The 13129-nt window shown below is 56.8% G+C and carries 10 protein-coding genes, 6 tRNA genes and 1 pseudogene; 16 read left to right on the top strand and 1 reads right to left on the bottom strand.

Annotated elements, in window-relative coordinates; genetic code table 11:
• Positions 1-50 precede the first annotated feature (50 nt).
• The 10 genes and pseudogenes from FYJ40_RS05450 to FYJ40_RS09215 all read left to right on the top strand — a co-directional run.
• Entirely contained in the window at positions 51-941 is an 891-nt protein-coding gene (locus tag FYJ40_RS05450; protein ID WP_370450642.1) for an ABC transporter permease, read from the top strand.
• 2 nt (positions 942-943) lie between these two features.
• Positions 944-2035, top strand: a complete 1092-nt coding sequence (locus tag FYJ40_RS05445; protein ID WP_154517437.1) for an ABC transporter ATP-binding protein — start codon at positions 944-946, stop codon at positions 2033-2035.
• Positions 2036-3064: an ABC transporter ATP-binding protein gene (locus FYJ40_RS05440; protein WP_154517434.1), complete on the top strand. Its 1029-nt coding sequence runs from the start codon at positions 2036-2038 to the stop codon at positions 3062-3064.
• A gap of 591 nt (positions 3065-3655) precedes the next feature.
• Positions 3656-3745: transfer RNA gene (locus tag FYJ40_RS05435), tRNA-Leu, on the top strand.
• A gap of 59 nt (positions 3746-3804) precedes the next feature.
• A complete protein-coding gene (locus tag FYJ40_RS05430) occupies positions 3805-6150 on the top strand; it encodes a GAF domain-containing SpoIIE family protein phosphatase (RefSeq protein WP_154517431.1) in 2346 nt (781 codons plus the stop codon).
• Positions 6151-6231: 81 nt separating this feature from the next.
• A complete protein-coding gene (locus FYJ40_RS05425) occupies positions 6232-6978 on the top strand; it encodes an anti-sigma factor antagonist (RefSeq protein ID WP_154517428.1) in 747 nt (248 codons plus the stop codon).
• 105 nt (positions 6979-7083) lie between these two features.
• Positions 7084-7159, top strand: a tRNA-Gly gene (locus FYJ40_RS05420).
• 35 nt (positions 7160-7194) lie between these two features.
• Positions 7195-7268 (top strand) — tRNA-Cys (locus tag FYJ40_RS05415).
• 42 nt (positions 7269-7310) lie between these two features.
• Positions 7311-7386 (top strand) — tRNA-Gly (locus FYJ40_RS05410).
• 336 nt (positions 7387-7722) lie between these two features.
• Positions 7723-8361 (top strand): annotated as a pseudogene (locus FYJ40_RS09215) (alpha-amylase family glycosyl hydrolase); the annotation flags it as partial.
• Here FYJ40_RS09215 and FYJ40_RS09210 read toward each other — a convergent pair.
• On the bottom strand, positions 8266-8466 hold the full coding sequence (locus tag FYJ40_RS09210; RefSeq protein WP_370513637.1) for a hypothetical protein: 201 nt from the start codon (positions 8464-8466) through the stop codon (positions 8266-8268). The pseudogene FYJ40_RS09215 and the gene FYJ40_RS09210 sit on opposite strands and share 96 nt — an antisense overlap.
• 14 nt (positions 8467-8480) lie before the next feature.
• Between FYJ40_RS09210 and FYJ40_RS09205 the strand changes: the two genes are divergently transcribed.
• The 6 genes from FYJ40_RS09205 to nrdG all read left to right on the top strand — a co-directional run bounded on the left by FYJ40_RS09205 (position 8481) and on the right by nrdG (position 13129).
• The gene (locus tag FYJ40_RS09205; protein WP_370450643.1) at positions 8481-8801 is read left to right on the top strand and encodes a hypothetical protein; all 321 of its coding nucleotides are present in this window, start codon (positions 8481-8483) and stop codon (positions 8799-8801) included.
• Positions 8780-8855, top strand: a tRNA-Gly gene (locus tag FYJ40_RS05400). Before FYJ40_RS09205 ends, FYJ40_RS05400 begins: the two co-directional genes overlap by 22 nt.
• A 3-nt stretch (positions 8856-8858) precedes the next feature.
• Positions 8859-8933: transfer RNA gene (locus tag FYJ40_RS05395), tRNA-Val, on the top strand.
• A gap of 216 nt (positions 8934-9149) precedes the next feature.
• The gene (locus tag FYJ40_RS05390) at positions 9150-9332 is read left to right on the top strand and encodes a hypothetical protein (protein WP_154517425.1); all 183 of its coding nucleotides are present in this window, start codon (positions 9150-9152) and stop codon (positions 9330-9332) included.
• Positions 9333-9899: 567 nt separating this feature from the next.
• Positions 9900-12122 (top strand): anaerobic ribonucleoside-triphosphate reductase, encoded by a 2223-nt coding sequence (gene nrdD, locus FYJ40_RS05385; protein ID WP_154517422.1) that lies wholly within the window; start codon positions 9900-9902, stop codon positions 12120-12122.
• A gap of 425 nt (positions 12123-12547) precedes the next feature.
• Positions 12548-13129, top strand: a complete 582-nt coding sequence (nrdG, locus tag FYJ40_RS05380; protein WP_154517419.1) for an anaerobic ribonucleoside-triphosphate reductase activating protein — start codon at positions 12548-12550, stop codon at positions 13127-13129.

Raw genomic sequence — 13129 nt, 5'->3', positions numbered from 1 at the left:
GTCTCATGCAGGAAACTGATTCTCAGTCTCAGGAGCAGGCTACCGCCACCATGGCCGCATCTGCTCCCGCCAAGTCTCGCACGCTGTGGGGCGACGCTTTTAAGCGTCTTCGTAAGAACAAGCTCGCCGTTATCGGTGTCTGCTGGATCATTATCGTCGTTGTGGTTGCCTTGACCGCAGATCTGTGGGCTAAGCCCTGGCTCGGTTCGCCGACGGCTTCCGATTCGACCACCATGGCCGAGACGTCGCTGCTGGCTCCGTGTGCAGAGCACCCGTTTGGCACCGACTCCCTTGGCCGTGACATTCTCGTCCGCGTTATCTACGGTGCACGCGTTTCGCTGTCCGTCGGCATTATGGCCACTGCGATCTCCACGGTGATTGGTCTGGTCATGGGCGCTCTGGCCGGTTTCTACGGCGGCATCTGGGATACGATCATCATGCGCTGTGCGGACATCTTCCTTGCGTTCCCGTACGTGCTGTTCGTTGTCGCCATGATCGCCGTTATCGGCCGTGGTCTTCAGAACGTCTTTATCGCCATCGGTATTCTTGGCTGGCCTTCGATTGCGCGCGTCTTCCGATCCGCGATCTTGACGGTCAAGGAAAACGACTATGTTGACGCTGCGCGCGCGATGGGTGCATCTGATGCTCGTATCGTCGTGCGTCACATCTTCCCGAACTCCGTTGCCTCCATCGTGGTCTACGCGACTATGAACATTGGTGGCGCCATTCTGACCGAGTCCGCTCTGTCCTTCCTCGGCATGGGCGTTATTCCGCCTACGCCTTCGTGGGGCTCCATGATTCAGGACGGCCAGCAGTATCTTCTGACTGCCCCCTGGATGATGATCATGCCCGGTCTGGCAATTCTCTCGACGGTGCTCGCCTTCACCCTGCTGGGTGACGGTCTGCGCGACGCCCTCGACGTCAAGATGAAGGACGCATAAGGATGAAGAAGAACAAGAACTATGTGGACCTGAAGGACCAGCCGGTTCCCGAGGGCCAGCATCTGCTCGAGGTTGATGACCTTAAGATGTATTTCCACACCGAGGATGGCGTCGTTCGCGCTGTCGATGGTGTGTCCTACACGCTCGATCGTGGCGAGACCCTGGGTGTCGTCGGTGAGTCCGGCTCCGGTAAGTCCGTGACCGCCATGACCATCATGGGTCTTATCTCGATGCCTCCGGGAAAGATTGAGGGCGGTGACGTTCGCTATCGCGGTCGTTCTATCCTCGAGATGACCGAGGAAGAGATGCAGCACATTCGTGGCAACGATATTGCGATGATCTTCCAGGATCCTATGACCTCCTTGAACCCGGTCTATAAGATCGGCAAACAGGTGGGTGAGGGCCTTCGTCTGCACCGTGGCTACTCCAAGCAGGAGGCGCTCAAGCGCGCCACCGAGCTTTTGGACCTCGTTGGTATTCCCGAGCCCGAGAAACGCGTCAATGAGTATCCGCACCAGTTTTCTGGTGGTATGCGTCAGCGCGTCATGATTGCCATGGCCCTTGCCTGCGATCCCGATATTCTGATTGCCGACGAGCCCACGACTGCCCTGGACGTTACCATCCAGGCTCAGATTATTGAGCTTATGCAGGAAATGCAGGAGAAGAACGGCAACGCCATCATCATGATTACCCATGACCTGGGTGTTGTCGCCGATATGGCCGACAAGATCATGGTTATGTACGCCGGCCGTCCCGTCGAGTTCGGTACTGCTGAGGAAATCTTCTACGAGAGCCGTCACCCCTATACCTGGGGCCTGATTCGCTCCATCCCGGAGCAGGCCATCGATGAGAAGAAGCCGCTTACGCCGATTCACGGCAACCCGCCTTCGCTCATGAACCTGCCCGAGGGTTGCGTGTTCTCGCCTCGATGCCCCTATGCGACCGATAAGTGCCGCAAGCAGCGCCCCGAGCGTTTTGTCACCGAGTCCGGCCACTATTCTGCGTGCCATTATTCCGGTGACCCCGAGTTCCTCAAGAACGCCCCTGAGACGTCCCGCACGCGTAAGGATTCCAAGAAGGGAGGCGAGGCGTAAATGGCAGACAATAACGAGCGCACTCCGCTACTGAAGGTCGAGCACCTCTCTAAGGAGTTCCCCGCAGAGTCCGGCATGTTCGCCAAGCGTTTTTCCAAGCGCGTCGTCTCTGCTGTAAACGACATCTCTTTTGAGATTTATCCTGGTGAGACTTTTGGTCTGGTTGGTGAGTCTGGTTGCGGTAAGTCCACTACGGGTCGCACCATCATGCGCCTGACCAAGCCGACCGCCGGTAAGGTGTTCTTCCAGGGTAAAGATGTTGCCGAAATGAGCAAGCATGAGATCAAGGATATGCGTCGCGAGATGCAGTTTATCTTCCAGGATCCTTATGCCTCGCTGAATCCTCGCATGACCATCGGCGAGATCGTCTCCGAACCCATGACCATTCACGGCGTGGGAACCAAGGAGGAGCGCATTGAGCGCGTCCGCGAGCTTCTCGACGTTGTCGGACTGAACCCCGAGCACATCAACCGCTATCCTCATGAGTTCTCGGGTGGCCAGCGTCAGCGTGTCGGCATTGCCCGCGCTTTTGCGCTGAAGCCCAAGCTGATTATCTGTGACGAGCCGGTATCCGCTCTGGATGTGTCCATTCAGGCCCAGGTTCTGAACCTGCTTAAGGAACTGCAGGACAAGTTTGGTACGGCGTATCTGTTTATCGCCCACGACCTGTCCGTCGTTCAGCACATCTCCGATCGCGTTGCCGTTATGTATCTGGGTAAGGTGGTCGAGGTTTCTGACTGGAAGACGCTCTATAGCGAGCCTCACCACCCGTATACGCAGTCGCTGCTGTCTGCCGTGCCGGTTCCCGATCCGGATATCCAAAAGTCCCGTAAGCGCATCATCCTCGCCGGCGATCCGCCGTCACCGCTGGATCCGCCGACTGGCTGCCGTTTCCACACGCGCTGCCCGATCGCGCAGGGCATCTGCTCCGAGAAGCTTCCCGAGTTTAGGGAAGTTGCTCCGGGCCACTGCTGCGCCTGCCACTTCGCCGAGCCGTTCCCGATCAAGGAATCGCACATCGACCTGTAGTCGGTTGTTATCGTTCGGGCCTGCCCTGGTGTTGCTTTTCAGAACGTCCTCGGACATGTCGGAAGCCCCGCTGCGCGCTACGCGCTGCGGGGCTTCCTCCGTCCTGCGGAATGTTCTGAAAAGCAACACCAGGGCAGGCTCTGCGGCAACTCGGCAGGTGGAATGCGGTTCCCTGATCGCTCACTTAATCTAATGGGAAAGATAGCGAGGCCGGAGCTTTAGCTCCGGCCTCCTTATATAAGGGCTCGGCAAAGCCGAGCCACCAAATTTATATCAGCCCCCAGAACATGTTTGAGAACTGTGCATGAAGCATGTGCCCCTAGGGCAGGAATGAGGTTGCCTTCCAACGCATTCCGCAGGGGGCGGCATTATTTTGTAGCGCGAAGCGCAGATCAAAATAATGGCGCATGCCCGAGGACGCGTTGGAAGGCAACCTCATTCCTGCCCGAACAGGTCAGTCTACCTGCGCATTTTCAAATTCGTAAACTTTTTTGAAAAAAGTGCTTGCACAGTTCTCGAATCATAGGTTATTATCTTCCTCGTTGAAAGCGCGGGTCCAACAAAACGAACCGCGAATCAACAATATAGCATGTCGGAGTGGCGGAATTGGCAGACGCGCTAGCTTGAGGTGCTAGTGACCGCTTTTTGGTCATGCGGGTTCAAGTCCCGCCTCCGACACCATCGCATTTGAGAAGCCTCTTCGGAGGCTTTTTTGTTACCGATAGACGGTGAGGTTCACGATGGAAACGCTTGAGCGCAATGAGTGGGTTGACGTTGCCCAATTAGTCGATATTACGAGCGATGCTGTCATTATCTGCGAGCTCGACGGAACCATTTTGCATGTAAACAATCGCTTGCTCGACTTGATCTGCGAGGAACGTTCCGATGTGATCAACGGGGACGTTAAAGATCTCTTGTACTCGTCAGCATTTGAACGCGCGACAGAACATCGTCTTCCTTTTGAGACCAATGGTACCGAGAGCGAGTTGATGCTTAAGCTAAGTGACGGCTCCTTTATTCCCGTCCTAGTTTGTGCCGGCTCGGTTACGCCGCCTCGTATCTTTGGCCGCCGTGCGCCGCGTGTTCTCGTGGCGCTCCATAGTATCGAAGAGCAGTATTCGCATGACCGTCAGCTCAAGCGTGCGCTTTCGGAGCTCAGAGTGGCGAATAAGCGCCTCTCGGGCACGTTGTCGGTCATTATGAGCACGGTGGGCTCCGATGAGCTTCCTAGTTTGTTGGATACCGTTTTGAACCAGCTTGTAGGAACCCTCGATGCCTCGGGTGCTGCCATCTATTTTTCTGAGAGCGGCGGTTTTAAGCTTCGCGGTGTTTCCAAGGAGCTGTATGACAGCTACCTGCCAGAGTTTATGCCGTATGGTGCGGGTATCCCGACGTATGTGCTCCGTGAGTCTCGTGCCTGCCGCCTGTCGATTCAGCAGGACCTCGAGGGCGATAGGATTGCCTCGGGTATGTTCATGGACCTGGACAATCGTTCTAAGCACCTGCTACGCGTGCAAGATATGCCTCCATACCGCAGCGAGATATGTCTTCCCGTGTTTTATGGCACTCAGGTGCTCGGTGTGTTGGAGGTCGGTTGGAAACGTCCGCAGGCGCCGCTTGTCTATGATGTCAACGTGCTCGAGGTCATTTGCGATTATCTCTCCATCCAACTAGTCGGCATGGCATCGAGTCTACGTTCACGTCGCACGGCAGAGCTTGGCCGTTCTCTCAACGTGCTGCGCGATGAGTTGTTTGCCTATCTCGATGATCCTATTGCCGCCTCGCGTGCGGTGTCGACCGAAATCTGCGCTGTGCTCAGTTGCCATTTCTGCCCCGTGGAGTATGATGCGGGCCTCGAAACCTATGTCATCGATTTTGAAGGCGGCAGTCGTGTGGCATTGCCGGGCGATCCGGAGTCACTCTTCTTTTCTGTCACGACGCCGGCGGCGCGCCTGGGGGCAATTTCCGATGGATTTGAGACATCGGTGCTGGGCGGGACGAGCGCCGACGACCTCAAACACGTGCGCCTTACGCGCGTGGACGAATCCACGACTATGGGCGCATGGTTGAGAGCCCACGGCCTGCCGTGTCAGGGACTTTATGTCGATTCCGGTATCGAGGCGGGGCGCTGCAGCTCGGAGGCGGATGGTACGCGAAGCAACGATGCAATCGTGCCCGCTGATATCGCCAAGGGACCGACGAGGCGCGTTTTGCTGCTCCGTGATGGCAGCCAGGAGCCAATCGACGACCTTGAATACGACTACATGGTGCATTTGGCACACGACTTTGAGCTGATCTATGAGGGCGAGTCTCAAAAGCGTGAAGAGCGTCATATCGCTCAGACGCTTCAGATTGGCATGAGAAATTCGTTAGGCGACGTTCCGGGCATCGCAACCGATTCGGTATACCTGTCGGCAACGAATTCGGCGTTGGTCGGTGGTGACTTCTATACGCTTGTCCGTCTTCCCGACGATTGCGCCGTTATGATATTGGGCGATGTCTCCGGCAAAGGAATTGAGGCGGCGTCGATGTCGGCGCTCGTCAAGACGGCGTTGACGGCTTATGCCTGGGAGGGTGCGGGACCCGCTCGCATGGCCCGCTCGCTCAATAGCATGCTCATGGGCTTTTCGAGGGTCGAGACGTTTGTGACGGCGTTTATCGCCAAGATTGATCTAAAAGCGGGCCGCGCTACCTATTGCTCTGCGGGACATCCTCCCACTATGGTCATTAGGCCGTCGTCGACGCCGCATGGCGGAGGAGAGACCTGCGGGGGAGAAGTGGAGCTCCTTGGGTGCCAATCGGGCGTGATCGGTGCCTTTGAGAGCATGGTGTACGAGACGGGCGTGTTTACGTTCGATCCTGGTGACATGCTGTTTATGTATACCGACGGAACGATCGAAGCACGCGACCGCTCGGGTGCTTTCTTTGGCGAGCAACGCCTGCGCGACCTTCTACTCTCTGTTTCGGGTGAGGGCGTATCGGGCATCTGCGGTAAGGTCTTGGGCGAGCTTGACCGCTTTACCGACTCGGCGCTGGACGATGACATTGCATTGGTGTCCCTTGAGTTTTTACGGGGTCGATCGTAGGTCGCGACGTTGGGCATACAGAATCCTAACGGTTGCAGAAAAGTGTGCATCGAGCGAGCTCTTTTGGGGAACCATGGTCGCATGAATGAGTGGAATGACATAGCGGTTTTGACGCCACCGGGCGATATCGATATCGCCTCGGTGCCCGAGCTGCGCCGACGGTTGGATAATTTAATCGACCGGGGCGTGCGCCGTGTTGTCATCAATTGCCAGACCGTGGCTTTTATCGACTCGACGGGTTTGGCGTTTTTGCTTACGCGTGCCAGAGAGCTTATGAGACGAGAAGGGCTGCTTTCGCTTGTTAACGCCTCCGATGAGGTCGTTCGCTTTTTGGAGATTGCCCGACTTGTCGACATCCTTCATGTTGCGGGTCCGGTGCGGGAGTCGATTCCCGCCATTCCGGTGGGGGAGTTGCCGCGATGGAGCAAGAGCGTCAAGGTGCAGCGAGGCATCGAGAATCTCCCGTATTATCGGCACCGTGTGGCCGAGCTTCTCGAATCACTTCCCCTGAGGCGTGATGAGCGCTATGACGTCGCATTAGCGTTGGGGGAGGCATTGGGTAACGCATATGACCATGCGGGCGGTGTTGGCTGCATCCTGACGATTCAGGCCTATGGGGACCGTGTTGTGCTTGAGGTGCTTGATCGAGGCGCTGGCTATTCTATCGATGGGGCGAGCGAACCGATGGCATCCGAGGAACGCGGACGCGGTATCAAGCTTATGCGCATGCTCGTCGATAATGTGGAGGTTGCCCGTCGCACGGATGGTGCCGGCACACGCGTTCGGATGGTGAAGCTGTTTAGTTCGGCATTGGAATCGTGCGCTTAGCGCCTTGGGTCGACATGATTTTCCTGCGTGAACTTGCTTTGGGCAACTTTTTTGAAAAAAGTACTTGCGTCTTTTGGATAACTCGCGTAAATTAATAACCCGCAAGCGGACATGGCTCAGTTGGTAGAGCACAACCTTGCCAAGGTTGGGGTCGCGGGTTCGAGCCCCGTTGTCCGCTCCATTGCATTTCCGGACCGTTCTTAACGGTCCTTTTTCGGCGAAGTGGCCAAGTGGTAAGGCAGAGGCCTGCAAAGCCTTTACCCCCGGTTCGAATCCGGGCTTCGCCTCCAGGCAACATCCGGGCGCTCCGGCGCCCGTTTTGTTTTACATATGCGGACATGGCTCAGTTGGTAGAGCACAACCTTGCCAAGGTTGGGGTCGCGGGTTCGAGCCCCGTTGTCCGCTCCAACTATCTTACGCGGTTCTAACGAACCGCGTTTTTTGTTGACGCTGCGCGAGCCCCGGGCACCCCATCTTGCCCCTCAATCGTCGGTCGCGTACATAAAGTACGCTTCCCTCCTCTTTCGCGGCAACCTGGGGCACCCGGAGCCCGCTCGCTGTCGTGGCCGGGGGAGTGGGTTTTCCGTTCTTTTCACTAATCGGTCGATTCGTCCCGGGAGGCTCGCACCCGAGAGGGAGCGAGCGTCTTGGGGCGTGGCTGTGGCGTTGTTTGCCGCGAATAACAGCTTTGGGCGTATCATCGCGGGCATCTCGCAAAACCTCGTTGCAAGGGAGGCGCGCTCCATGGCTACAGAAAAGTCCTCTTCGCGCCCATGGATGTCCGATGCCGCGATCTATCAGATCTACCCGCGCTCGTTTAAGGATTCGACTGGTTCGGGTCTGGGCGATATCGCGGGCATTACCCAGCAGATGGACTATCTTGAGCGGCTGGGCATCGAGGCCATCTGGTTGAGCCCGTTTTACCCATCGCCTCTTGTCGATGGTGGCTATGATGTGGCGGACTACTGCGATGTCGACCCACGTCTCGGCTCGCTTGACGACTTCGATGACATGGTCGCTGCGGCTCACGCACGCGGCATCAAGGTCATCGTCGACATCGTGCCCAATCATTCATCCAACCAGCACCCCTGGTTCAAAGCCGCTCTTGCCGCCGGCCCTGGATCGCCCGAGCGCGCCCGTTATATCTTCCGCGATGGTCGCGGCGAACATGGCGAGCTGCCTTCCACCAATTGGAATGCCAACTTTGGCGGCCCCGCCTGGACGCGTGTTGCGGACGGTCAGTGGTAGCTGCATATGTTTACGCCCGAGCGGCCGGACTTTGTCTGGTCATGCCCCGAGGTTCATGCGTTCTTTTGCGACGTCCTGACGTTTTGGAGCGATCGAGGCGTTGATGGCTTTCGCATTGATGTGGCGCACGGTCTCGCCAAGGACCTCGACCGCGATGACCTCGACCGGTTGCATCTCGCCGAGGGCGATGACATGGTTGACGACGGCACCCATCCGCTGTGGGACCGCAACGAGGTCCACGAGATCTATCGCGCGTGGCGACGCGCTATGCCCTGCCGCAAATCAAGGCGACGCGCTACCACCAGATTGCGCCCGACTGGCTCTTACGCGACGGGTCGTCTTATGACGAGGACCGTGAACTCGGCGAGCGCCGCGCGCGGGCGGCCCTTTTGCTTGAGCTGGCGCTTCCGGGCTCGGCATACGTGTATCAGGGTGAGGAGCTCGGCCTTTTTGAGGTGGCTGATGTCTTCGTGAGGTTCGCGAGGGCGTCGCAAAACTTTTCAAAAAAGTTCTTGCATAGGATGCGGGTATCACGTAAGATTAATCCCTGTAAGCGGACATGGCTCAGTTGGTAGAGCACAACCTTGCCAAGGTTGGGGTCGCGGGTTCGAGCCCCGTTGTCCGCTCCATTTGGGCGTTTAGCTCAGGGGGAGAGCGCTTCCCTGACACGGAAGAGGTCACAAGTTCAAATCTTGTAACGCCCACCAAATGTTCGCAGTCCAGAGGCTTTGCTTCTGGACTGTTTTGTTATAAACACACATAATATACCGTCAAATTATCGACCTCGGTCGCTTTTTCACGTTGCATTTGCTGCCCAGCATAATTTGTCGTTATTGGCCTCTTGGTCTCGTGGGAGATGATTATTCTGATCATAACCGTGCACGTCGCCCGCGTTTTCATGGTTGACCCCCGTGCAATCTTTTATGGTGATCGGTTTTGGCGAGATTGCCTTCCAGGGAGGATTCGGAACGATTGAAGGCCGTACGTTCTTCGCGCGCTGGGCGGGCCTTGTCACAAAGGGGTGGGCTTTTGTGGTTATCGCCGGTGTGCTGCTCGATCCCTTTACAGCGGCTCTCGGCCGCATGATAGCTCGCGAAGAGAACTAATAGCTCCTCGCCTATCGAATTCCGGCGGACGGGGTGTCGGGGCTGTAGTCTTCCGAGCGTTTGCAGCCCCGTCGCTCCGTCCGCCGGCATTCGACCGCAACATGTTGGTCAAGCATAATCTTTTGGATTCTTTTCGCGTGAGCGGCTTGGTTTTGGTAGGATTTGTCGGCGGCTTGACTAGGGGGTTTTATAACTGCCTTGCAGGTAGCCGCGTTGGTAACGTTTTACCGACTTGCCAAGAAACCCTCATAATTAATGTGTCTGTAAAATGACCAATTGCTTTGACCTGCTGAAACACTATATGTTGTGTTTGACCTAAAAAAAGAATACAGGATATAGAGGCGTCTTTGTCGTATGATAGATGGCGGACAGAGAACGAAGACCTTGTTCGTCCCATTTGGACACGCCTTTGAGCCGCTTGATCGGCCGCGAGGATTGTCCGCATGAGGACCTATGGTTTATCGAGAACACAGATTGCGCGACGGCGCCGCAAGACAGGGACAAGCCCTGCCAGGCATCGTTTGGCTCTGAAGCGCAATGGGATTACGACGCGAAAGAGGCAAGAGGATGAAGATCATCAAGCGCAGCGGCACCGAGGTTGCCTTTGACATCGATAAGATCGTCAATGCGATTCGCGCCGCCAACTTGGAGGTCGAGGAGGGCTCTCGTCTTACCGACCGCCAGGTGATCTACGCGGCGCAAAACGTCGCCGAGGCATGTGAGAAGGCCGGCCATACCGTATCGGTCGAGGAGATCCAGGATCTGGTCGAGGACGAGATCATGCGTCTCGACTGCTACGAGGTCGCTCGCCGCTACATCATCTATCGTTATGTTCAGAGCCTGAAGCGCCAAAAGAACACGACCGACGACAAGATCCTGTCGCTGATCGAGTGCAATAACGAAGAGGTTAAGCAGGAGAACTCCAATAAGAATCCGACCGTCAATTCCGTTCAGCGCGACTATATGGCCGGCGAGATTTCCAAGGACCTGACCCAACGCGTGCTGCTGCCCCAGGAGATCGTGGATGCCCATAATGAGGGCCTGATCCATTTCCACGATTCGGATTACTTTGCCCAGCACATGCACAACTGCGATCTGGTGAACCTGGAGGACATGCTCCAGAACGGCACCGTTATCTCGGGCACGCTGATCGAGAAGCCGCACAGCTTCTCGACCGCCTGCAACATTGCGACGCAGATTATCGCCCAGGTTGCTTCCTCCCAGTACGGCGGTCAGTCTATTTCGCTGACCCATCTCGCCCCGTTCGTTGAGGTGAGCCGTCAAAAGATTCGCGGCGAGGTCGCTCGCGAGCTTGAGGAGCTCGGTGTTTCGGCATCTGCCGAGAAGGTTCGCGAGGTCGTTGAGGAACGCCTGCGCGATGAGATTCGTCGCGGCGTCCAGACGATTCAGTATCAGGTCGTGACCCTTATGACCACGAATGGTCAGGCGCCGTTCGTGACGGTCTTTATGTATCTCAATGAGGCCCGTACGCCCCAGGAGAAGCACGACCTTGCCATGATTGTGGAGGAGACGCTTCGTCAACGCTATGAGGGCGTTAAGAACGAAGCCGGCGTGTGGATCACCCCGGCGTTCCCCAAGCTCATCTACGTGCTCGAGGACGATAACATCAGCGAGGATTCGCCGTACTTCTATCTGACCAAGCTCGCCGCCAAGTGCACCGCCAAGCGCATGGTGCCCGACTACATCTCCGAGAAGAAGATGCGCGAGCTCAAGCTGTCTAAGGGCGAGACCGCCGGCAACGGCGATTGCTATACCTGCATGGGTTGCCGCAGTTTCCTGACGCCCGACCGTTCGGGCAACGGCTTTAACAATGTCGCCAACGCTCTGAACTATGACCCGACCAAGCCTAAGTACTATGGTCGCTTTAACCAGGGTGTTGTGACCATCAACTTGCCCGATGTTGCGCTGAGCTCGCATCAGGACATGGACAAGTTCTGGAAGATCTTCGATGAGCGCCTTGAGCTGTGCCACCGTGCCCTGCTGTGCCGTCATGAGCGCCTGATGGGCACGCTTTCGGATGCTGCGCCGATTCTTTGGCAGTACGGTGCCTTGGCGCGCCTTAAGAAGGGCGAGACGATCGACAAGCTGCTCGTGGGCGGTTATTCCACCATTAGCCTGGGTTACGCCGGTCTGTATGAGTGCGTCAAGTACATGACGGGCCACAGCCACACCGAGAAGGAGGGCACGCCGTTTGCCATGGCCGTCATGCAGCACATGAACGACAAGTGCGCCGAGTGGAAGGCCGAAAGCGATATCGACTTCTCGCTGTACGGCACCCCGCTTGAGTCGACGACCTACAAGTTCGCCAAATGCCTGCAGCGCCGTTTCGGCATTATCCCGGGCGTGACGGACAAGGGCTACATTACTAACAGCTATCACGTCCACGTGTCCGAGGAGATCGATGCCTTCGACAAGCTTAAGTTTGAGGGCATGTTCCAGCAGCTTTCGCCGGGCGGTGCTATCTCCTACGTTGAGGTTCCCAACATGCAGGACAACCTCAAGGCGGTCATTCGCGTAATGCAGTATATCTACGACAACATCATGTACGCCGAGCTCAACACCAAGAGCGATTACTGCCAGGTGTGCGGCTATGACGGCGAGATTCGCATTGTCGAGGACGATGGCAAACTGGTGTGGGAGTGCCCCAATTGCGGCAATCGTGACCAGGAGAAGATGAATGTCGCCCGTCGCACGTGCGGCTACATCGGTACCCAGTTCTGGAACCAGGGTCGAACCGAGGAGATCCGCGACCGCGTGCTGCATCTCTAATAACCATCCCAGGCTGCCCCGTAGCGAGGCCCGGACCTTTGCTCGCTATTTCGGACAGTCCTGGCTCACGACGGAGGCGCCACTGGCGCCTCCTGTTCGTGCGGAACTCATATCGAGCAAAGGTTCGGGGCCTCGCTACGGGGCAGCCAAGTTGATGTAGCTGAGATGCAGCATGCGGTCTGCTCACTCCTCGAAGTTCTTAGCGGAAATAATTCGAGCTGCAGCTGCGATTTACTTGCGATGGCGGTTGAGCCGCAACCCAGTTTTTATTGGACCTCGAACCCCATACTCGATGTTCGCTTCGTTCACCGAGTGTCGCTCGCGAGGGGTCTGGAGCATATTGTCCCGCCCGCAGTTTCGCAGGCCGAAGGCCGAGAATGTTTGAGGACGGGATGATATGCTCCAGACCCCCAGGAAGGTTACCTATGAACTACGCGAACATTAAGTATTTCGACATTGCTGATGGAGAAGGCGTTCGTACTTCTCTGTTTGTGAGTGGGTGCCGTCGTGGGTGCAAGAATTGTTTTAACTCCGTCGCATGGGACTTTGCCGCGGGTGAGCCGTTCGATCGTGCCGTCGAGGACAAAATCATCGATAGTCTTGATCATCCCTTTATTGATGGCCTGACGATTCTGGGCGGGGAGCCTATGGAACCCGAGAACCAGGCGGGACTCGTTGATTTTATCGAACGCGTGCGTGCGACCTACCCTGTGGAGTCTGGGAAGACCATTTGGTGCTTTACCGGTGACGTGCTCGAGGAACTAATGCCGGGCGGCCGTCACCATACCGACGTGACGGACCGTATCCTTGCTTGCCTCGACATGTTGGTGGACGGTCCGTTCGTTCAAGATCTGTACGATATCTCGTTGCGCTTTAGGGGTTCGAGTAATCAGCGCGTGATCGACATGAACGCCACGCGCGCTCGTGCTGCGCGCGAGGGCGTTGCGCTTTGCGACGCTGTGGAGCTTTGGCGAGACGATCCGGTCTATTCGACCCATACTATGTAG

The organism is Collinsella sp. WCA1-178-WT-3 (M1) (genome assembly GCF_009696325.1).
Lineage (GTDB): Bacteria > Actinomycetota > Coriobacteriia > Coriobacteriales > Coriobacteriaceae > Collinsella.
The sequence above is the reverse complement of the archived record's forward strand: the minus strand, read 5'-3'. Positions and strand labels throughout refer to the sequence as shown.